This window comes from Anaerococcus sp. NML200537, assembly GCF_026131715.1.
GTDB lineage: Bacteria > Bacillota > Clostridia > Tissierellales > Peptoniphilaceae > Anaerococcus > Anaerococcus kampingae.
This window is the reverse complement of the sequence record NZ_JAMXSL010000008.1, coordinates 46,139-67,393: the sequence shown is the minus strand read 5'-3', so window position 1 is coordinate 67,393 and position 21,255 is coordinate 46,139. Positions and strand designations below refer to the sequence as shown.

The window sequence follows — 21,255 nt, the reverse complement described above, 5'->3', positions numbered from 1 at the left end:
TTTTAAAAATTATTTAAAGGGCAAAGATTACCCCGCACAAGGCTCCAGCTCCTATGATCCATAGGGGATGGAGTTTTTTGAATTTAAACATGATTCCTAAAAATATAGCAAAAAGCACAACAGGTAAGGGTCTTATTATATCTATTATGTTTCCGCTTTGCCTAAATAAGTCTAGGTCAAATAATGTTATGACAAGGACTGATGCCATAGCACCAAGTATTAGGCCGGCTGTAGCTGGTCTTAGGGTAGAAAAGGAATCTGCCACTAGCTTTGAATTTTTGAATTTACTCATCATCCTTGCAATTATTAAAATTATAATGATAGGTCCTGCAATTAAGGAAAGGGTTGCTAAAATTCCACCAAGAGGACCGTAGGCCTTGTTGCCGGCATAGGTTGCCATATTTATACCGATAGCCCCTGGTGTAGATTCTGAAACTGCAATCATATCCAAAAGCTCTTCGCTTGTAAAATATCCGTACTTCTCTCCCATGTCTTGAAGGAAGGGAATTGTCGCCATTCCCCCACCTACTGCAAAAAGTCCTGTCTTAAAAAATTCCCACATTAGTCTAAGCATTTTTCATCCTCCCAAGTCCTATACCAAGGCCTGCTACGATTACTACAATAAGAATTGGAGATAAGTCAAAGACTCCAATAGCCAAAAAGGTAAGGATAAAGATTAAAAATTTTATGCTAGTATTGGCATTTTTCCTCACCATATTTATTACTGAATACAAAACAAGGGCAGACACAGCTATGCGGATGCCGGAAAAAGCATGCTGGATCCAGACAATATGGGAAAAATTCTTAAGAAAACCTGCTATAAGTGTAATTATAATGACAGATGGGCTAATAAAACCAAGACTTGCCATAAGGCCTCCAAGGTCGCCTGCCATCTTGTAACCACAAAAAGTGGATGTGTTTATAGCAATAATCCCAGGTGTCGACTGGCCGATGGCATAATAATCAAGGATTTCCTCGCTAGTGGCCCGTGATTTCTTATCAACCAATTCCTTTTCAAGCAAGGGCAGCATAGCATAGCCCCCACCAAAGGTAAAAAGGCCAATTTTAAAAAAAGTTATATATAAGTCTAAAAGTATGTTCATTATAATCCTCTCTTTAAAATTAATAGTTAAGCAATATAGTATTCCTATCTCCTAAAAAAGGAGGTGAAAATCATGGAGATACTAGTATTCTTTTTGGAAAATTTATTTTTTCCCTTGTTAGTCTCCCTTATCTATAAATATATTGAAAATTATTTAGATGATAAGAAAGAAAACAAGTAAAAGACAAGGCAGTAGGTACGAACTACTGCCTTTTTTGTCTTTAATTCTCATGGAGAATTCTAGTATTCTTATTCCTTGATTTAATCAAGGAGCTTTTTTGGTGGATAAAGAGGTCGCTTCTCTTAAGAAGATTATATAACATTTCCAATACTTTTCAAGTTAAATCATTTATATAAATATTTATTTTGTAATATTTAACTCCTAAATATAGGGTCTTTATTAGTATTTGTAAACTATTTGTAAATATTTTGTAATTCTTTTGTTGACATTTCCATAAATATGGTATAGAATATAAACTATCGTTAAGAAATTAGGAGATAATATGAAGAATTTTAAATACATAATAGCAGGAGCAATATTTTTTGCAAGCCTGACAAAACCAGCCTTTGCTGCAGAAGATGTAACAGCTACAAAGGCAGAAACAGTAGTTTATTATGACCAAACTAGCCTTGACATAGAAGAAATTAAAGAATCTAGCGAAAAAGGCCAAGAAAACTTAGAACAAACCATCATCAAACCTACCCTTTATAAGGAAGCAAACGAAGTTGATGTAAAGGAAGAAAAAAAAGAAGAAGATCACCCTGATAGGATAAAAATCACTGGCACAAGCAAGAATGCAACAGGTAATGAAGATGAACCAGGCAGAGTTGCTTGGAGAGGCTACAGACAAGGTATTATTTCAAATTTTGATATCCGTACCGAAAACCCTGACCATATTGACGGAGCCTACATTGACCGTTTCCTAGAAAAGAGAGGTCACTATTCAGCTCTTAAGGGACATGGTGATACAATCATGAAATATTCTCAAAAATACGGCATCAACGTTGGAATATTCATGGGACAAATCGCTAAGGAAACAACTTTCGGCAAAAATCCTGCAGGCGGAAAATACAATTTCGGATCTATCCGTTATTACAAGGGCGGCTATGGTTCTGAATATGGCTATGCTTACGCTGGCAGATCTAAATGGATCAACCCACCAACAGTTGAAGCAGGGGTCGAGGTCCTTTTTAAACTAATGCGTGAAGGCTATGCAAACAAGGGCTACACATCTTATAAGTCCTTTATCAATAGATATTCACCAGCCTTTGAAAATAACCACAGATCATTTGAACAATTAGCTGTCGGCACAATGAATGCCCTAGCTATCCCATATTAAAAATTGCAGTCTAATCGAAAGTTTAGGCTGTTTTTAATTGCCTTTATTATAAAAATCCTATAAAATATATATAAGCAGCAAATCACCCACAAAATAGAAAGGACCTTAATGAAAAAACTAATATTTGACGTAGATGGAACAATACTTGATTCAATGCACATATGGATCGAGCCACAAAATAAACTTTTTTCCAAATATGGCTTTAGGCTCGAGGATTTATCAAAAGAAGAAAAAGGCAAAATCGAAGCCCTATCCTTTGAGGCTATGTGCGTCTATATAGCCGATGAAATAGCCAAAGATATGACAGCCCAAGAAGTCATGGACCACTTTGATGACATAATTACAGATGGTTATAAAAATACCCTTATGCCAAAAAAAGGAGCAAAAGAAATTCTCAAAAAACTTAAGGATGCTGGATTTTCAATGTCAGTAGCATCTTCTACTCCCTATCCTTACTTAGAAATGGCCCTAAAAAGGCTAGGAATCTTTGATTATTTCGACTTTTTCGCCACACCTGACCTATTGGATATGAAAAAATCAGACCCAGACTATTGGCATTATTCTATTAAAAAACATGGAGCCAAGGCATCCGACTGTATCCTCTTTGATGACGCCCTTTATGCCATAAAGGCTGCAGGCAAGGAAGGAATAAAGACAGTAGGCCTTAAGGACTTCCCATGGAATGAGAACGAATGGGCAGATATAAAAAAAGAAGCCGACCTAGTAATGGATACAATAGTAGAAATAAATATAGAAAATCTAAAATAAGTAACAAAGACCGACTATTTTTAGCCGGTCTTTTGCATATCTCATTTTATTTCTTTTTATTAACAATTACAGATACCCCATCTGGCACGAAGGCTATACGGGCATCTTCTCCCTTGATTTCTTTAGCTCTTGCTAGGGCTTGGTCTAAGTTTTCTGCATATTCCATATGCATATTCTCAATTAGTTCTTTGTTTGATGGGTCAGTTACAAATATTACCTTGTGGCGAACTAGAATTCTTGCAAGGATTTGGATTTCCCATTGGTCTGCTATTGTTTCTTCCATTGGAATTTGTAGGACCCTGTCTTCTACTTCCTTAGGGCTTTTGGCATCTCTAAAGGTCTCATAGAAGCTTTGACCACCATGGCCGTCATTACATCTTGAAATCTCGATGATAACCCCATCATCAGCTGCAGCCGCTTCTGCCGCTGTCATTGATTTGACTGATTGGTAGACATTTTGATCAAGCGGATAACCACCATTTGTTGTAATGGCAATATCTGCATTTACTCCTTCAACAGTAGAAAGTTTCCTTACAAATTCACAACCTGTAGCGTGGGCTGTCACCTTATCTCCTGCAAAGGAATTTATTATCTTCTTATCGGCATCTATTACAACGTTTAATATAAAGGCAAGGCCTGCCTTATTGGCTGCATATTCCATATCCTTGTGGATTGGATTTTCCTTAAGGATTCCTGTTCTTGAATAATCACTTGCAATAAATTTAGAGCAGTGGTTGGCAAATACAGTCTTTTGGCTAGCAACACCTGGAAGTATTGACTTTCTTCCTCCAGAGAAACCTGCAAAGAAATGTGGCTCGATAAAGCCTTCTGAAATAAGCAAATCACAATCAACAGCAATTTTATTAATAAGTAATTTTCCGCCAGATGGCAAGGTTCCAAGGTCAACCATATCCTCATCTTTTGATGAGATGTGGTTTACGATTTTTTCATTTTCAACAATTTCCTTGCCAAATTTAGAGATCATCTCTTCCTTAGTAGTTGGCCTATGGAAGCCTGTAGCTATAAGGATTGTAATATCAGCATCTGGATTTCCCTTTCTAATTTCTTCAAGCAAAATCGGAAGGGTAATAGCTGATGGTACTGGCCTTGTGTGGTCAGATGTTATAAGAGTAATTTTATTCTTGCCCTTGGCTAAATCTCTTAGCTTTTCTGAATCGATTGGATTTTCTAGGGCATCCCTTACCAAGTCCTCTTGGCTTTTGGCAGCCTTATATGTATGAGCAGCGCTTTCAAGGACAAAAACCTTATCATCTACTTCTTTTTCTATAAATTCTTTGCCATAAGGCAATCTAATACTTCTCACTTAGTCCTCCTTGTAATTATGTATACTATTATAATATTACAAAAAAACAATTCTGTAAACCTTTTCTTCTACGAAGAAAGCTTATTTTTATAAAATTCAAACATATTCTTTTCTTTAAAATTCATTCTTTAATAATATAATATTAGCATCTCCTAAAAAAGAGGTGATAATCATGGAGATAGCACTATTCTTATTGGAAAATTTATTTTTTCCCTTGTTAGTAGCGATTATTTTCAAGTATATTGAAAAATATATAGAAAATAAAAGTAATAACAAGTAGAAAAAAGGCAGTAGCTGGGAACTACTGCCTTTTTTAATTATTGATTCTCATGGAGAATCGCACTATTCTCTTTATTCCTTGAGCATGTCAAGGGCTTTATAAGAGGTCGCTCTCTTACCATAATTATATTATTAGTTATTATTTTTGCAAGTCTTATCTCACTTATACAAATATTTCTTAAGCTTCCTATAAATAAGGCTTGTCGCCAAAAGGCCCTTAACAATAGAGGTAGCACTCATAGCAATCCACACTCCGTAGACCCCTACCAGAGGCATAAGGACAATCGCTATAGGGACCCTAAAGATATTTGAAAGGACCCCAAGGGCCGCCGGAGTCTTGGTATCACTCATTCCATTAAAACATCCTGCCAGGCCAATTTCTACAGACATGAAGACTTGGGAAAGACCTAGAATAAATAAATAAGCAGCACCAAGCTTAATTGCCTCCCCATCTCCAGGTGTAAAAATACTGAAAAGTTTAAACCTAAAAATAATTAGGACAAGGCTTGCTACAAGGCCGATAAAGGCCACAAGTTTGAAGGATTCCTTTATAGAATCTCTTACTCTCTCCTTATTTTTTGCTCCATAGTTTTGTGCCACAAGGGCCTGGATCCCAACCTGGATACCCTCGGTTGTATTCCATGAAATAGACTCAAGCTGAGCTCCGATTGAAGCAACAGCAACAGGTTTTGGTCCAAAAGATGACATAAACCTATTAAGAACCATAGAAATAGTCGCATGGAAGGCTGAAAGTGTAGCCGCAGGAAGACCTAGTTTAAAAATCTCAAGCTGCCAATTTTCCCTATAATCAATCTCCTTAAGGGCTGACTTGATTATCCCATCCTTAGAAAAGACAACAATTAAATAAATAGCAACCACCACAAACTGGCTAAAAACCGTGGCAATTGCAGCACCCTTAGCCCCAAGTCCAGGAATTGGGCCAAAGCCAAAGATAAGAACAGGGTCAAGGATAATATTAATCACAAGACCAACAGCATTAATCACAAAAGGAGTAAAGGAATCCCCCAAGGATGTGAAAGACTGAGTAAGCATAGGTCCGATGAAAAATAAAATCATACCAAGAGCCACAACAAAAAAATAATCCTTAGCACAAGCCTCAGCTACATCTCCCAGCTTATAAAACTCAATAAAAACATTCTTTACAAGCAAGCAAAAAGTTGTAAAAACAAGACCCATAATAAGAGCCTGGATAAAGCCATTATTAATAATCCTAATCGTCTCATCTTCCCTATCAGACCCATAGGCCTGGGAAGCATAAACTCCCATCCCTACCTTAGGAATAAGGACAATAGAATTTCCAATCCAAAAAATAAAGCCTGCAATCCCAACACCTGCCACAGCATCAGTACCAAGCCTAGCAATCCAAATCGTATCTACAAAACCATAGGCAATCTGAATAAAGGCAGTAAGGGCAAGCGGCAAGGACAGGCGAAGGAGGGTAGGCCTAATCTCCCCTGTCAATAAATTTACTTTCCTATTCATAAGTCAACCTTTCTATATATCTAATCTAATTTTATTATCATACTAATAAAAAAGGCAATTGTCATATTTTTTCTAAGATGTATATTGTAGATATGACAAATAGAAAAAAAATGCAAGCAGGCGACCTTTATAAGGTAGATGAAGATCTCCAAATATCCCTATCAGCCTGTTGGGAAAAATTATTAAAATTCAATAAGTCAAAATCCTACCAAGAAATGCAGGCCAATCTTAAAGATATCCTAGGAAAAATCGGTGAAGGCTCGCAAATCCTCCCACCCTTCAGGTGCAATTATGGAAATCACATCGAAATAGGCCAAAACTCCTTCATAAACTTCGGAGTAGCCATGATAGATGTAGGCAAAATAATAATAGGAAATCACGTCCTAATAGGACCAAACACCGGCATCTACACAGCCATCCATCCCATAGATCCAGAAATTAGGGTTAAGGGTATCCAAAAGGCAAAACCAATAATAATAGAAGATAAGGCCTGGATAGGAGGATCTGTAACACTCCTTCCTGGAGTTAAAATAGGTTATGGAGCAATAGTAGGAGCAGGGTCAGTAGTCACAAAAGATGTACCAGCCATGACCATAGTCGGTGGTAATCCCGCTAAGATAATCAGAGAGATAAACGAAGAAGATGAGATATATTGGAAGGACCAGTACGAAAAATATCTTGAAGAGCTTTAATCTAATAATTCTTTTAAAGAAAGTATAATAAATTCATCATAAATCAAAGGGTAAGCAAGCTAGCTTACTCTTTTTTTGCACGCTTTTAAGTCTTTGCTTGTAAATCGCAATCTCTTTCTAAAATTAAACCTTGATGAATATAAATTATCGATTTCCTAAATATAATTTTCTTTTTTTACTTAAATTTTAACTTTTGTTATTTTTCTAGGAAAAGGCTTGACAAGGCTTAAAATAGGTAATATACTATAAGTATCGTAAGCGGTTACATCGCTAGAATTATAGGCCTTAAGCCCATTGATACATAATAATTTTACGCAAAACCGCTAATATTTCTTTAGGAGAAAAAAATGACAGACAAGAAAGTAATTGTAGACGGTCATGAGACCTCGGCCTATCACCAGGCGAAGTTGTGGGAAATTGCCCTGTTTTCACTAAATAACAGTGCATCAAACCTATATCTTTTCGCTTATGGTTTTTTAGGCTTTTATGCAACAGGTATTGCTGGTTTAACAACAGTGCTCATAGCAAGCGTTTTAGGACTAGCTAGGTTATTTGATGGTCTTATAGACCCTGCCATTGGTGTAGCTATTGATAATATCAATACCAAGTGGGGACGTTATAGACCTATCATGCTCTTATCTAACTTAGGATTGATTTTATCTTTTATCTTCCTATTTAATATCCACAACCTACCTATACCAACCATGCTGGCCCTATTTATTGGTTTGATTTTCCACAAAATTGTGTATTCATTCCAACAAACAGTAACCAAGGCTGCTCAAGCATCCCTTACAAATGATCCAGCTCAAAGACCACTATTTTCAGTCTTTGACTCAATCTTTAGCATTATAGCCTTCACAGGTGGTCAAATATTTGTAACAAGAGTACTTTTCGCTAGAATCGGCGAATACAATATGGAGTTTTACAAGCAATTCCTACCACTGATAATAATTTCATCACTTATTTTCACTATCCTAGCTATGATAGGAATAAGAAGAAAAGATAACAGCAAATACTTTGGTATAGGTGAAGAATCAATAGAGCATAACTCACTTAAGGAATATTTCTCAATCCTAAAGGGCAATAAACCACTTAAAATCCTTGCCCTATGCGGAGCCTTAATTAAGTTCTCTCTAAGTTTAATATCTGACCAAAACTTCCTAGCCATATTCTTTGGTATCCTACTTGGTAACTACATGCTAGCAGGTGATGTATCAGTTTGGTCAATAGCTCCACAGCTATTATTCGTATTCCTATTTACAAGATTGGCACAAAAGAAAGACTTAAAAACATCATATAAGGTATCAGTAACCATAGCTACTGTTGCTATAGCTATTGTCCTTGGACTCTTATTTATAACACCTGATACAACAACACTTTCAAATATGTCTTTTGTATCAATAGTATTCATAGCACTTTGGATTCTAGCTAGAATAGCTGGTGGATATCCATCATCTATAGTTTTAACAATGAGTGCTGATATAACAGACTATGTAACAGCTAAAACAGGTAAGTTCGCTCCAGGTCTAATAGGAACAATCTTCTCCCTAACAGACTCAATTTCATCATCCTTAGCACCAGTAGTTATAGGATGGGTTGTAGCTTTAATGGGCTTCAAAGATGCCTATCCACAACCAGGAGATGCCTTAACACCAGCAATCTATAATGGTGGACTAATACTTATAGGAATATCCTTTGCTACCCTACTAGTGACAATGATCTTAATCAGATTCTATCCATTAGATAGGAAAGAAATGGAACTAATTGCAGAAGATATAGCTGTAAGAAAAGAAATCAAAAAAGAAGGTCTTACAGAACAAGAACGTAACGACATTAAGGTAGAAGTAGTAGAAGATGGCGAAAAAAGAGAATTTAATGAAGATGATTTAAATCTATAATTTTTATGGGGAGCTTTAAGCTCCTCTTTTTTGTGGCTTTAAATTTTCAAACTCTTAAAAAATTCTAAATTATTATTTTATCCTCTTAAAATATTTAGGAAAAGGCTTGACAAGGATTTCAAAAGATTATATACTATAACTGTAGTAAGCGGTTACATTATTGGAATTATAATATAAACCTATTATACATATTAGAAACCGCAAATATATATATATTAAGGAGAAAAAATGGACGAGAAAAAACTATACGTCGACGGTCATGAAACCGAGACCTACCACACAGCCAAGATGTGGGAAATCGCACTATTTTCACTAAATAACAGTGCATCAAACTTCTACCTCTTTGCCTTTGGTTTCTTAGGTTTTTACGCAACAGGCGTTGCAGGAATGACAACAGTGCTTATAGCAAGCGTACTTGGTCTTGCTAGATTATTTGACGGACTTATTGACCCAGCTATCGGTACAGCTATCGATAATATCAACACAAGATGGGGACGTTACAGACCTATCATGTTATTATCAAATATAGGACTTATCCTATCATTTGTATTTCTGTTTAACATACACAGGATGCCAATCCCAACAGTAGTAGCCCTATTTATAGGCCTAATCTTCCACAAGATTGTCTACTCTTTCCAGCAAACAGTAACAAAGGCTGCTCAAGCATCCCTTACAAACGATCCAGCCCAAAGACCACTATTTTCAGTCTTTGACTCAATCTTCAACCTAGTAGTATTTACAGGTGGACAATTATTTGTAACTAGATACCTATTTGCTCAAATTGGTGAATATAACATGGAATTCTACGGTAGATTCCTACCACTACTATGTGCTGTATCCTTTGGTTTTACAGTACTTGCTATGTTTGGTATCAGAAGAAAAGATAATGTTAAATACTTCGGTCTTGGTGAAGAATCTGTAGAAAAACAATCATTTAAGGAATACTTCTCAGTACTTAAAGGCAACAAACCACTAGCAGTCCTTGCCTTCTGTGGGGCCATGATCAAATTTGCAGCAACAATGGTAGGAGATCAAAACTTCCTAGCAATATTCTTCGGTATCCTACTAGGCAACTACATGCTAGCAGGTGATGTATCAGCTTGGATAGTAGTGCCACAACTACTTTTCGTATTTGCCCTAACAAGACTAGCTCAAAAGAAGGATCTCAAAACTTCATACAGAGCAGCAGTATCAATCGCAACAATCGGTCTTGCAGCAGTACTTGTTTTACTATTCATAACACCAGATACAACAGTCCTATCAAGCCTAAAAGGCATGTCTCTAATCTTCATCGGCCTTTGGATGATAGCAACAATAGCCCTAAAATATCCAACATCAATAGTTCTAACCATGTCAGCAGACATCACAGACTATGTAACAGCTAAGACAGGTAAATTTGCCCCAGGTCTAATAGGAACAATCTTCTCCCTAACAGACTCAATAGCCTCATCCCTAGCTCCAGTAGTAATAGGCTGGGTAGTAGCAGGCATAGGCTACACAGACGGCTATCCACAACCAGGAGATGCCCTAACACCAGCAATCTACAAGGGCGGCCTAATAATCATGGGCATAATACTTGCAACACTTATCCTAACCATGGTTGCAATCAAATTCTATCCACTAGATAGAAAAGAAATGGAACTTATCGCTGAAGATATAGCCGTAAGAAAAGAAGTCAAAAAAGAAGGCCTAACAGAACAAGAACGTAACCAAATAAAAATCGAAGTAGAAGAAGGCGGAGTAAAAACCGAATTCAAAGAAGACGATTTAATAAAATAAGCATTTTAAAAGGAAAGTCATGTGGCTTTCCTTTTTCAGTATCTATTTATTCAAAAGTTCATTTTCAATATAATAAGCAATACCATCTTCGTCATTAGATTTGGTAATATAATCAGCAATCTCTTTAACAACATCAGGAGCATTTCCCATCACAACACCCACACCAGCTGCCTTAAGCATGGCAAGGTCATTTCTCTCATCTCCAATAGCAATAGTATCCTTAATATCTATTCCTAGATACTTAGCCATCTCTATCAAAGATTTACCCTTATCAATCCCCTTTGGCATAACCTCATAGAAAAATGTTGTAGACTTAGAAGTTGAAAACTTTCCTTCAAATCTCTCATCAAAAAGCTTAATCTTATCATCGATAAGGCTAGGATCAATTGAAAATAAAATCTTGTTTGGACTAAAATCAATATTATAAGATAAGTCCTCCACCACCTTATAAGTATTGTGATCAGCATGGGCTATATCTGCTATAGCATAAGTATCTTCTGAATTTGTCACAATACAAGTATCAGTATAAAGAAGATAAGTCATAGAATTTTCTTCAGCAAAAGCTAAAATCTCCTTAGCAGTATCTAAGTCTATTGAATGGTCAATCAATACTTCCTTAGTCTCATAGTCTATAACCTTAGCCCCATTAAAGGTACAAATTAAACCATTGTGCTTATCAAAATTAAGCATATCTGCATACATAGCTACTCCAATAGGGTCTCTACCAGAGGCTATAACAAGAGTATGGCCAGCATCCTGTGCCTTCTCCAAAACCTCTCTAGTCCTGTCTGTAATCTTATTATCCGAATTTAGTAATGTCCCATCAACATCAAGTGCAATTAATTTTCTCATAAGTCCTCCTAAATATATTATAGTATAATATAAGATAAATTCGAAACAAGAAATTTCCACATCTATGGGGAAAATGTTTGAGTGGAGGTTTGTAAAGCCTTTCCATATAATATAAGTACAAGGTGGTTATATGATTGAGACAAGATTAAAACAAATATTTGACTACCTAACTCTAGACTATGATTTTCACACGTCTAAAGAGATAGGAGAAGTAATGGAATTATCTTCTAAGACAATAAGAAAGGAGATAAACCAGCTTAACTCTGCAATTAAAGACAAGGGGGCGATAATAGAATCTAAACCAGGAAAAGGTTATATATTCAAGATAGTAGATAAGGATAAATTTAAGAATTTTTTAAAAAGTGATTGGTATAAATACGCATATTACCAACAAGAAAGCGGAGAAAAAGACATCAGGTATGAGAACATCCTAAAAATGCTCCTATTCTCCAACTCTTATATCAAGCAATTTGAACTAGCAGAAATTTTTCACATAAGCGAATCACAAATAAACAAAGACCTCCCCTATGTCAAAGAAATACTAGCAACTTACGACTTAAACTTAATTTCAAAACCTTACTATGGCATGAAAATAGAGGGAAGCGAAAAAAACATTAGACTAGCAATAAAAAACGAAATAGGAGAAGATCCAAGTTTATTTGATGATGATGAAAATAAGGAACTCTTCAACAAAATCCAGGCAATAATAGATAATATAGATTTTGGCGAAGACTACTATATGCCTTATGTAAACTTCAAAAACCTAGTAATCCACATCTATATATCAATCCTAAGGATAAGACAAAAAAAATTCATATCCCTACCAAAAGATATAGAAAGCAAAGTCACATCCTATGAAGAATTTAATTTAGCAAACAAGATTGTCAATAAGCTAAAAGATGAGCTAAATATAGACATACCTAAGCAAGAACTAGTCTATATCACCATGCATCTAATAGCAAAAAACACAATCAGAGACCAAGAGAAAATATCTACAGAAATCCTAGAATTATCTCAACAAATAATCGATGAAATCTACAGGGTATCAAGGTATGACTTTAGAGCAAATATAGACTTCTATTTCTCCCTAGCCATCCACTTAGGACCTTTGATAAATAGGATAAAATATGGTTTTGATATGAAAAATCCAATCCTAGAAGATATCAAAGATAACAAAGTCCCATATTTGATGGCAACAATAGCAGCAAATACCATCAACGAAAAATATAAAACTAAACTATCAGAAGATGAAATTGGCTATCTAGCCCTTCATATAATGGCAGCCATAAACAACAATAACTTAAATAAGAAAAAAATATTAATAGTATGTGGCTCAGGCAATTCATCAGCCCAAATAATGAAGGCCCAGCTAAATAGACAATTTAAAAACAATATAGAAGAAATTGTAATAACAGACCTTAGAAATCTAAAAAATATAGATCCAAGCAATTATGATTTAGTGATTTCTTCAGTCGAATTAGACCAATGCTGCGATATACCCGTAGTATATGTAGATATAATATTTTCTAAAATAGACCTAGAAAATATTAAAATAGCCTTCGATGATACAAGGCTTGCAAAAATATACGACATCTTCGCAAATTCAGTATTTGTAAAAGCTAATAAATTCAAAAATAAACTTGAAGTCCTAAGCTTTATCGCAGAAACAATCGAAGAAAAATCAGGAGTAGACAAAGAAATAGCTCTAAGCCAGCTAAAAGAAAGAGAAGGACTAGGTCAAACAAGCTTTGATAATATAGCAATCCCCCACATCCTAGATCAGGTAGAGGGTGATTCCTACTCCATAATAATAATCTTAGATAAGCCGATAAAATGGAATAAAGAAGAAGTCGACTTGGTATACTCTCTAGTAATAGGTGAAAACCTAGGAGATATGGGCCTATATTACGAAAAACTAGGGGATTTCTTATCAAATCAAAAACTAATAAAAATGGCAATGAATTCTAAAAATCAAATGGAATTTATGAATATATTCATCAAAGGAGGTAATGATGGAAACTAGCGAAAAAGTTTACGAACTAGCATTCAACATCATAGTTCATGCAGGAGAAAGCAGAAGCTTATCATCAGAAGCCATGGATGCAGCTGAAAACTATGATTTTCAAAAGGCAGAAGAGCTTCTACAAAAGGCAAACGAAGAATTTCTAAAATGCCACGAAGTTCAAACAGACATGCTAACAAGAGAAGCAAACGGCGAGGAAAATGAGATAAACGTAATTTTAATCCACTCCCAAGACCATTTAACCATGGCAACAATGGCCATGGACAATGCTAGAAGATGGATCAAAATAAACAAAAAATTACAAAAATCGGAGGAAAAGAAATGAAAAAAGTAATGTTGATTTGTAACGCAGGAATGAGTTCATCAGTAATGGCAAAGAAAACCACAAAATATTTACAAGAAAAAGGCGAAGATATTCAAATGGACGCTACCACCATTGCTTCTGCTGATAAGGTTTTCGCATCTGATGAATACGACTTAGTTTTAGTAAGCCCACAAGTAAGAATGAAATTTGACGAATTCAGTAAAAAAGCAGAAAAAAACAATAAAAAAATAGCTCAAGTAACATTTAACGCCTATGCGCCAATCCCTTCTGGTATTGAAGCTATGGCAAATATTGTCTTAGAAAACATCTAATGGCAAAAATTAGTAAGGATGTCGAGAAAAGTCTTAAGATACAGAGATATACACTTCTTAGATATCTTAATGCTATATTATTTTTTATATATTTGCATTGGCTAATTGGCTTGGTAGTATCTAGTAAATTTATTGGTGCCATTATTCCTTTTATCTTAATAATACTGATCCTTGTAACAGTAAAAAATCAATTCGCATCTTTTACTGATAAGGAAGTAAACATAAAGATATCAAAGGATATATATATTATTAATCTTGTAGGGCTAATAATAGTTTCCTTCGTAAGTATTTATAATTATAAAATATTCTTCCCCTATTTAGGAGGGAAGCTATATGTTTATATAATACTTGCGATAATAATTATAGTTTCAATCATATTGTATATTAGATCTAATAAAATTTACAAAAATGAAGACAAGGTTTATGAAAAATATATAAAAATTTTAAATTCAGATGATTCAAAAGTAAAGCAAATAAGTAAAATTAGAAAGTAAAGGAATTTATGTTTAATTTTTTAGAAAAATATTTAATGGGTCCTTTAACCAAGCTTTCACAGTATAAGCTTGTTAGGGCAATCCAATCTGCAGGTATGGCCTCCATATCATTCATTACAATTGGTTCATTGTTTTTAGTATTAAATGTACTTCCATTAGTAATGCCAGGACTAGCTGGATTTTACGCAAATACATTTGATAAAATAACACCTCTATACATGTTAGCTAACGTTGCAACTATGGGAATTATAGCTCTATACTTCCTAGTAGTAATTGGTTTTGAGTATACAAGATTTATAGCTGAAGACGAAAACATAGATTTAAGTCCAGTTACAGGAATGCTCCTATCAGTATTTGGTTTCTTTATGTTAGTACCTCAATTAGTAAAAGGTCCTGAAGGAATCACAAAAGTTACTGATGCAGAAGCAGGAATTATCAATGGTTGGGCTATAGGAGATGCTCCAGCAAGATTCGGAGCTACAGGTATATTTACAGCTATCTTAGTTTGTTTTGTAACTATAAATATCTACAAATTCTTTATCAAGAGAGACATAAGAATTAGAATGCCAGACTCAGTTCCAGAAGGTGTAGCTAACTCATTTTCTGCTTTGATTCCAGTTGTAGTAATATCAGTATTATTCATTGCTATCAACGGCATTTTATTAGCATTTAACACAGACGTTTTCAGTCTAGTAGCAATACCATTTGGATTTGTTGCTAACATGACAGGCTCTTGGATAGGTATGATCATAATCTTATTCTTCATCCAAGCTCTATGGCTAGTAGGTATTCACGGCGCAACAATTATCGGTTCAATATTAACACCAATTTATCTTTACAACATGCAACTTAACGGATCAGGTTCACACATTCCTCTAGCAGGAGAATTTATGAACGCCTTTGTATACAACGGTGGTTCAGGTGCTACACTTGGTCTAGTAATATTAATGGCATTTACAGCAAAATCTCAACAACTAAAAATGCTTGGTAAAGCAGCCTTAGTTCCTGGTATATTCCAAATTAACGAACCAATTATATTTGGTCTACCAATGGTTTATAACCCTAACTTTGCTGTTCCTTTCATCCTATCACCAATGGTTTCTGGTACAATAGCATATTTCGCTATAAAAACAGGCTTAGTAATGCCAGTAATTGCACAACAACCTTGGCCAACACCTATAGGAATCAATGGTTTCATAGCTACAGGTGGTGACTGGAAAGCAATTATTCTTTCAGTAGTTTGTGCTATAGTAAACGCATTAATCTATTATCCATTCTTTAAAAAACGTGATAACGAACTTTATAGAGAAGAAGCAGAATCAGAACAATAAATAAAGCAAAAGGAGAAATAATGACTTTTAGAAAAGACTTCCTCTGGGGCGGCGCTACAGCCGCCAACCAGTGCGAAGGCGCTTATAATCTTGATGGAAGAGGACTTGCAAACGTAGATCTCTGCCCTGTCGGTAAAGATAGAGAGGCTGTTATCACAGGCAAAATGAAAATGCTAGACTTCGATGATGACCACTTCTACCCTGCCAAGAACTCAATTGATATGTATCATAGATACAAAGAAGATATAGCTCTATTTGCAGAAATGGGCTTTAAGGTTTATAGATTTTCTATAGCTTGGACTAGGATTTTCCCTCTAGGTGATGAGGAAACACCAAATGAAGAAGGCTTAAAATTCTACGAAAACCTTATAGATGAATGTCTAAAATATGGTATCGAACCATTAATAACCCTAGTTCATTTTGACTTCCCTATGCATCTTGCAAATGAATATGGCGGATGGAGAAATAGAAAAACTATAGAATTCTACGCTAAGTTTGTAAGAACAATCATGGAAAGATTCAAAGGTAAGGTTAGATACTACCTAAACTTCAACGAAATGAACGTACTAATGGCAGCACCATTTATGGGCGCAGGACTCTACTTTGAAGAAGGTGAAAATCCAAGAGAAGCTCAATATCTAGCAGCTCACCATGAATTAGTCGCATCAGCAAGAGCTAAGCAAATCGCTAAAGAAGTTGATCCAAACATCATGATAGGCTGCATGCTTGCTGCAGGTAAATATTATCCAGCAACTTGTAAACCAGAAGATATTCTAGCTGCCCAGGAAGAAGATAGAAACAACTACTTCTTTGTAGACGTTCAATCAAGAGGTTACTATCCATCATACATGGTCAAAAAACTTGAAAGAGAAGGCATAATGCCAGAAGTAACTGAAGAAGACAAAAAACTCCTTCGTGAAAACACTATTGACTTCATTTCTTTTTCATACTATACAACAAGAACAATTAGTGCAGATAAAAATACAGAACTTGAAGAAGCAAATCTAATAGCAACAGTAGATAATCCTTACCTAGGCAAAACCGACTGGGGCTGGCAAATAGATCCACTAGGCTTTAGAACTACAATTAATGACATCTATGATAGATACCAAAAACCACTTTTCGTAGTGGAAAATGGTCTAGGCGCCTATGATAAGCCTGATGAAAATGGCTATGTAGAAGATGATTATAGAATAAATTATCTAAGAGATCACATCAAGGCAATGAGAGATGCAGTAGAGCTTGATGGTGCTGATATCCTAGGTTATACAACCTGGGGACCAATTGATTTAGTTTCAGCAGGTACTGGTGAAATGACCAAAAGATACGGCTTTATCTATGTAGACCGTGATGATTATGGAAATGGAACACTTAAGAGAAGCAAGAAAAAATCATTTGACTGGTACAAAAAAGTAATCGCTTCTAATGGCGAGGACTTAGACTGATTCGATTTTAAGGAGTTTTGATGAAACATAGTTTAGGAATATCTGTTTATCCTGATATCAGCCCTATAGAAGATATTAAAAAATATATTGAATTAGCATCTAAGTATGGTTTTAAAAAAATCTTCTCTTCAATGTTTTCTGTTAAAGGGAGCAAAGAGGAAGTTTTAAACTACTTTAAAGACCTAATTGAATTTGCACATCAGCATGATATGATAGTTGACCTTGATGTTAATCCTGATTTATTTGAAAGACTTGATGCTAGTATAGAAGATTTATCTGTTTTTTCTAGTATCGATATTGATATACTCAGGATGGACGCAAACTTTGGGGGCGAAAAAGATTACAAGTTAGTAAATAACAAATATGGTATCGATATAGAATTTAACTCCAATATAAGTGTTGTAGAAGGTTTATCTAAAGCTGGTGCAGATCCTGAAAAAATATTAGTTTGCTACAATTTTTATCCTCAGAGATACACCGCATTTTCTTGGGATATTTTCAGAGAAATGAGCCAAAAAATGCGTAGTTATGGCGATATAAATATAGGAGCTTTTGTAAGTTCAAATAATAATCCTACTCATGGAGTTTGGGACTCTAAAGACGGACTCCCAACTGTAGAGAGGCTAAGATATTTACCAATTGACCTACAGGCAAGAATACTTCTTGGAACAGGTCTAATAAATGACATAATAATTGGAAATGCCTATGCTAGCGAAGAAGAGCTAAAAAGTTTAGCCGAAGTTTACAAAAATCATTCATTTGATACTAATAATAAGGATTTAGTAAGAGCAATCGAAAGTGGAGCATTTAAGGTAAATGAATCTGAAGTTGTTCAGATGAAGCTAAATCTAGATGATAATATAACAGAAGAAGAAAAGAAAATCATTTATAATTTTGAGCCTCATATTTCATTTGAAAGAAATAACGAGTTCATCTGGAGATCTAGAATGTCTAGATTAAATGGAAAGGCTGTTATCAATCCAAGGACTTGCGATAAAGAATACTTTGATAGAGGGGATGTTTTAATAGTTAATGATAATTACAGACACTACTCAGGAGAAGTTGAGATAGCACTTGGAAAAGTGGAAAATGATGGACAAAGAAACCTAATTGGACATTTAAAAGAAGATGAGTTGATGCTTATTGACTTAATCGATGTCGGAGTATTAGTTAAGTTCATAAATTAATAATTAAAAATAGCTGTTGCAAATGGATAAACATTCCTATTATATAAGGATTACTATTCATATACTGCAACAGCATTTTTAAAAAGTGATTTAAAAAGGAGAATTACATGCAAAGAAAGTTGAAAATCACAACCATAGGTGGAGGTAGTTCTTATACCCCAGAATTAATCGAAGGTTTTATAAAAAGATATGACAGCCTACCAATTAATGAAATGTGGCTAGTTGATGTTGAAGAAGGAAGGGAAAAGCTTGAAATCGTAGCATCTCTTGCCCAAAGAATGTGGGATGCATCAGGCCATAAGGTTAAAGTCCATGCGACCCTTGATAGGAAAGAAGCTTTAAAAGGCGCTGATTTTGTTACAACCCAATTTAGGGTTGGTCAGCTAGAAGCAAGGATGAAAGATGAAAGAATACCTGCATATTACGGATTCTTAGGTCAAGAAACAAACGGAGCTGGAGGAATATTTAAAGCTTTAAGAACAGTTCCAGTTATACTAGATATAGTAGAAGATATGAAAAAATATTGCCCAGACGCCTATCTAATAAACTTCACAAATCCTTCTGGCATGATTACAGAAGCCATTATTAGGTATGGAAAATGGGATAAAACAATCGGTTTGTGTAATGTTCCAATCGTAGCCATTAAGGAAGAGCCTGCCCTAATTGGAAAAAAAGAAGACGAGCTCATCTATAGATTTGCAGGTCTTAATCACTTCCACTGGCACAAGGTCTATGACCTAGAAGGCAAGGATAGGACCCTAGAGATTGCTAGGAAGCTTATGGATAGCAAAAAAGGCCTACCAAAAAATATTTTTGATATACCTTTTTTCATGGAACAATTAGAGGATATGGATATGATTCCTTGTGGCTATCACAGATACTACTATAGGGAAGAAGAAATGCTCAACCACGCCCTTGAAGAATATAAAACCATAGGAACAAGAGCTGAGCAAGTAAAAGAAATTGAAGATCAGCTTTTCGAACTTTACAAAAACCCAGACCTAGATAAGAAGCCTGAACTTCTAAGCGAACGAGGCGGAGCATATTATTCTGATGCGGCTTGTGAAATCATAAATTCAATTTACAACAACAAAAACACCCAAATGGTAGTATCTACCAAAAATAACGGAGCTATCAAGTACCTACCAGATGATTGTGTAGTAGAAGTAACTTCATTAATAGGAGCTAAAGGAGCGACCCCTCTTGCTTTTGCGGATTTCTCTCCGGCTGAAATTGGAATCTTGCAGCTGATGAAAAACATGGAGCTAACAGTACTAGAGGCAGCAGTAACAGGATCTTATGGAAAACTTCTACAAGCCTTTATCATAAATCCACTCATCAAATCAGGAGAGACTTCAAAAACCATGCTTGATGAAATGCTAGTGGCTAACAAAAAACACCTAGCAAACTTCAAGGAAACTATCGAAAAGCTAGAGGCTTCTGGTGTAGAAATAAAGGATGAAAAAATCAGAAAAATTTGTGAAAACAAGTAAATTATTTGACTGAAGTAAGTCTTAAACATTTTTTTGCTAATAGATAATGTTTTTTAATATAAAGATATAAATACAGTAAATTTAAACCATAATTCCCCGAAAACATTTGCAAAAACAAAAAGTCTATGCTATAATGTATGTATCATATCTAAGGATAGTAATTCAAATGCGAAGCTAAACCTGTATGTGTACTTAGGGATAAGTATGCGTGCAGGTTTTTTGTTATAAGGAGGATGAGTGTTTGTTAATAAGGTCATAAATAATAATGTAGTTAGCATTATTGAAAACAATATTGAAAAAATTGTTATGGGAAGGGGGCTAGGCTTTAAAAAGAAGACTGGCGATCAGATTGACGGATCCAAAATTGAAAAGGTTTTTGTAATCCATGATGATTCTATGGCTCATAAATTTATGGAACTTGTCGAAGATATACCCCTAGACCACATGCTTGCTGCCGATAAAATTATTTCTTATGCTAAGGAGAACCTTGGCAAAAAACTTAGTGACTTATTATATATAAGCCTTACAGACCATATTTATGCTGCTATCCAAAGATCTAAGGAAGGGATTTTTGTTAAAAATGCCTTGTTATGGGATATAAAACGCTTTTATCCTGATGAGTTTAGGATAGGAATCTATGGGCTTGACTATATTAATAGCAAGTTTAATACCAAACTCCCAGAAGATGAGGCAGGTTTTATCGCCCTTCACATAGTTAATGCTGAGGAGGAAGGAGGTAGTTTTCAAGAACTTATAGAAATTTCTACCCTTATGCGAGAGATAGAAAATATTGTCAAATATGAGTTTAACATGGAATTTGATGAAGATAGCGTGTATTATTTCAGATTCTTAACTCATTTGAAATTTTTTGCAAAAAGAGTCATAGAAAAGAAGACCTATGATGATAATATCGAAGAGGACTTATTTGACCTTATAAGAAATAAGTACAGGAATTCTTACAAGTGTGTTAATAAGATTAAGGATTTTTTGCTTAAGTCCTACGATTATTATCTATCAGATGAAGAGAAGATGTATCTAACCATACACATCGAGCGAGTAATTTATAAAAATTAGTATTTACGGATGGTTACATTAGGTTGGCCAAACCT

Annotated in this window: 19 protein-coding genes; 14 read left to right on the top strand and 5 right to left on the bottom strand. The window is 35.1% G+C overall.

Annotation, left to right across the window (positions count from 1 at the left end):
* Nucleotides 1-13: 13 nt before the first annotated feature.
* Both NH288_RS03645 and NH288_RS03640 read right to left on the bottom strand, forming a co-directional pair.
* A complete protein-coding gene (locus NH288_RS03645; RefSeq protein WP_265213163.1) occupies nucleotides 14-574 on the bottom strand; it encodes a chromate transporter in 561 nt (186 codons plus the stop codon).
* The gene (locus tag NH288_RS03640; RefSeq protein ID WP_265213162.1) at nucleotides 567-1,103 is read right to left on the bottom strand and encodes a chromate transporter; all 537 of its coding nucleotides are present in this window, start codon (nucleotides 1,101-1,103) and stop codon (nucleotides 567-569) included. Before NH288_RS03640 ends, NH288_RS03645 begins: the two co-directional genes overlap by 8 nt.
* Nucleotides 1,104-1,605: 502 nt before the next feature.
* On the opposite strand from NH288_RS03640, the gene NH288_RS03635 reads away from it, so the two are divergent.
* On the top strand, nucleotides 1,606-2,442 hold the full coding sequence (locus tag NH288_RS03635) for a hypothetical protein (RefSeq protein WP_265213160.1): 837 nt from the start codon (nucleotides 1,606-1,608) through the stop codon (nucleotides 2,440-2,442).
* A gap of 108 nt (nucleotides 2,443-2,550) precedes the next feature.
* A complete protein-coding gene (locus tag NH288_RS03630; RefSeq protein ID WP_265213158.1) occupies nucleotides 2,551-3,210 on the top strand; it encodes an HAD family hydrolase in 660 nt (219 codons plus the stop codon).
* Nucleotides 3,211-3,256: 46 nt separating this feature from the next.
* Here the strand turns inward: NH288_RS03630 and larA are convergent, their stop codons facing one another.
* Nucleotides 3,257-4,534, bottom strand: coding sequence for a nickel-dependent lactate racemase (gene larA, locus NH288_RS03625; protein WP_265213157.1), 1,278 nt, complete (start codon nucleotides 4,532-4,534; stop codon nucleotides 3,257-3,259).
* A 438-nt stretch (nucleotides 4,535-4,972) separates the two neighbouring features.
* The gene (locus NH288_RS03620) at nucleotides 4,973-6,316 is read right to left on the bottom strand and encodes an MATE family efflux transporter (protein ID WP_106461107.1); all 1,344 of its coding nucleotides are present in this window, start codon (nucleotides 6,314-6,316) and stop codon (nucleotides 4,973-4,975) included.
* Nucleotides 6,317-6,408: 92 nt separating this feature from the next.
* Here NH288_RS03620 and NH288_RS03615 point away from each other — a divergent pair, with 92 nt between their 5' ends.
* From NH288_RS03615 to NH288_RS03605, 3 genes are all read left to right on the top strand, one after another.
* Nucleotides 6,409-7,008 (top strand): sugar O-acetyltransferase, encoded by a 600-nt coding sequence (locus NH288_RS03615; protein WP_265213153.1) that lies wholly within the window; start codon nucleotides 6,409-6,411, stop codon nucleotides 7,006-7,008.
* 347 nt (nucleotides 7,009-7,355) lie between these two features.
* Nucleotides 7,356-8,906: an MFS transporter gene (locus tag NH288_RS03610; protein ID WP_265213152.1), complete on the top strand. Its 1,551-nt coding sequence runs from the start codon at nucleotides 7,356-7,358 to the stop codon at nucleotides 8,904-8,906.
* Between the two features lie 228 nt (nucleotides 8,907-9,134).
* The gene (locus tag NH288_RS03605; protein ID WP_265213150.1) at nucleotides 9,135-10,685 is read left to right on the top strand and encodes an MFS transporter; all 1,551 of its coding nucleotides are present in this window, start codon (nucleotides 9,135-9,137) and stop codon (nucleotides 10,683-10,685) included.
* A 42-nt stretch (nucleotides 10,686-10,727) separates the two neighbouring features.
* Here NH288_RS03605 and NH288_RS03600 read toward each other — a convergent pair whose 3' ends face one another.
* Entirely contained in the window at nucleotides 10,728-11,537 is an 810-nt protein-coding gene (locus tag NH288_RS03600) for a Cof-type HAD-IIB family hydrolase (protein ID WP_265213148.1), read from the bottom strand.
* 130 nt (nucleotides 11,538-11,667) lie between these two features.
* Between NH288_RS03600 and NH288_RS03595 the strand changes: the two genes are divergently transcribed.
* From NH288_RS03595 to licT, 9 genes are all read left to right on the top strand, one after another.
* A complete protein-coding gene (locus NH288_RS03595; RefSeq protein WP_265213146.1) occupies nucleotides 11,668-13,560 on the top strand; it encodes a BglG family transcription antiterminator in 1,893 nt (630 codons plus the stop codon).
* Nucleotides 13,550-13,885 carry a PTS lactose/cellobiose transporter subunit IIA gene (locus NH288_RS03590; RefSeq protein ID WP_265213144.1) on the top strand — a complete coding sequence of 112 codons (336 nt, stop codon included), beginning with the start codon at nucleotides 13,550-13,552 and terminating at the stop codon, nucleotides 13,883-13,885. Before NH288_RS03595 ends, NH288_RS03590 begins: the two co-directional genes overlap by 11 nt.
* On the top strand, nucleotides 13,882-14,196 hold the full coding sequence (locus NH288_RS03585) for a PTS cellobiose transporter subunit IIB (protein ID WP_265213142.1): 315 nt from the start codon (nucleotides 13,882-13,884) through the stop codon (nucleotides 14,194-14,196). Before NH288_RS03590 ends, NH288_RS03585 begins: the two co-directional genes overlap by 4 nt.
* Complete coding sequence (locus NH288_RS03580) at nucleotides 14,196-14,690, top strand: hypothetical protein (protein WP_265213141.1); 495 nt, start codon at nucleotides 14,196-14,198, stop codon at nucleotides 14,688-14,690. The genes NH288_RS03585 and NH288_RS03580 overlap by 1 nt, the downstream gene beginning before the upstream one ends.
* 8 nt (nucleotides 14,691-14,698) lie before the next feature.
* Nucleotides 14,699-16,021, top strand: a complete 1,323-nt coding sequence (celB, locus tag NH288_RS03575) for a PTS cellobiose transporter subunit IIC (protein WP_265213139.1) — start codon at nucleotides 14,699-14,701, stop codon at nucleotides 16,019-16,021.
* 20 nt (nucleotides 16,022-16,041) lie between these two features.
* The gene (locus tag NH288_RS03570) at nucleotides 16,042-17,466 is read left to right on the top strand and encodes a 6-phospho-beta-glucosidase (protein WP_265213137.1); all 1,425 of its coding nucleotides are present in this window, start codon (nucleotides 16,042-16,044) and stop codon (nucleotides 17,464-17,466) included.
* 20 nt (nucleotides 17,467-17,486) lie between these two features.
* Nucleotides 17,487-18,653 (top strand): MupG family TIM beta-alpha barrel fold protein, encoded by a 1,167-nt coding sequence (locus NH288_RS03565; protein WP_265213135.1) that lies wholly within the window; start codon nucleotides 17,487-17,489, stop codon nucleotides 18,651-18,653.
* Between the two features lie 107 nt (nucleotides 18,654-18,760).
* Entirely contained in the window at nucleotides 18,761-20,146 is a 1,386-nt protein-coding gene (locus NH288_RS03560; protein WP_265213133.1) for a 6-phospho-beta-glucosidase, read from the top strand.
* A 237-nt stretch (nucleotides 20,147-20,383) separates the two neighbouring features.
* Complete coding sequence (gene licT / locus NH288_RS03555) at nucleotides 20,384-21,220, top strand: BglG family transcription antiterminator LicT (protein WP_265213131.1); 837 nt, start codon at nucleotides 20,384-20,386, stop codon at nucleotides 21,218-21,220.
* The last annotated feature ends 35 nt before the right edge of the window (nucleotides 21,221-21,255 follow it).

Excerpts from the sequence above, each read along its gene's own strand:
- NH288_RS03645 (WP_265213163.1), bottom strand. The coding sequence starts at position 574 with ATGCTTAGACTAATGTGGGAATTTTTTAAGACAGGACTTTTTGCAGTA.
- NH288_RS03640 (WP_265213162.1), bottom strand. The coding sequence starts at position 1,103 with ATGAACATACTTTTAGACTTATATATAACTTTTTTTAAAATTGGCCTT.
- NH288_RS03635 (WP_265213160.1), top strand. The coding sequence starts at position 1,606 with ATGAAGAATTTTAAATACATAATAGCAGGAGCAATATTTTTTGCAAGC.
- NH288_RS03630 (WP_265213158.1), top strand. The coding sequence starts at position 2,551 with ATGAAAAAACTAATATTTGACGTAGATGGAACAATACTTGATTCAATG.
- NH288_RS03620 (WP_106461107.1), bottom strand. The coding sequence starts at position 6,316 with ATGAATAGGAAAGTAAATTTATTGACAGGGGAGATTAGGCCTACCCTC.
- NH288_RS03615 (WP_265213153.1), top strand. The coding sequence starts at position 6,409 with ATGACAAATAGAAAAAAAATGCAAGCAGGCGACCTTTATAAGGTAGAT.
- NH288_RS03610 (WP_265213152.1), top strand. The coding sequence starts at position 7,356 with ATGACAGACAAGAAAGTAATTGTAGACGGTCATGAGACCTCGGCCTAT.
- NH288_RS03605 (WP_265213150.1), top strand. The coding sequence starts at position 9,135 with ATGGACGAGAAAAAACTATACGTCGACGGTCATGAAACCGAGACCTAC.
- NH288_RS03600 (WP_265213148.1), bottom strand. The coding sequence starts at position 11,537 with ATGAGAAAATTAATTGCACTTGATGTTGATGGGACATTACTAAATTCG.
- NH288_RS03595 (WP_265213146.1), top strand. The coding sequence starts at position 11,668 with ATGATTGAGACAAGATTAAAACAAATATTTGACTACCTAACTCTAGAC.
- NH288_RS03590 (WP_265213144.1), top strand. The coding sequence starts at position 13,550 with ATGGAAACTAGCGAAAAAGTTTACGAACTAGCATTCAACATCATAGTT.
- NH288_RS03585 (WP_265213142.1), top strand. The coding sequence starts at position 13,882 with ATGAAAAAAGTAATGTTGATTTGTAACGCAGGAATGAGTTCATCAGTA.
- NH288_RS03580 (WP_265213141.1), top strand. The coding sequence starts at position 14,196 with ATGGCAAAAATTAGTAAGGATGTCGAGAAAAGTCTTAAGATACAGAGA.
- celB (WP_265213139.1), top strand. The coding sequence starts at position 14,699 with ATGTTTAATTTTTTAGAAAAATATTTAATGGGTCCTTTAACCAAGCTT.
- NH288_RS03570 (WP_265213137.1), top strand. The coding sequence starts at position 16,042 with ATGACTTTTAGAAAAGACTTCCTCTGGGGCGGCGCTACAGCCGCCAAC.
- NH288_RS03565 (WP_265213135.1), top strand. The coding sequence starts at position 17,487 with ATGAAACATAGTTTAGGAATATCTGTTTATCCTGATATCAGCCCTATA.
- NH288_RS03560 (WP_265213133.1), top strand. The coding sequence starts at position 18,761 with ATGCAAAGAAAGTTGAAAATCACAACCATAGGTGGAGGTAGTTCTTAT.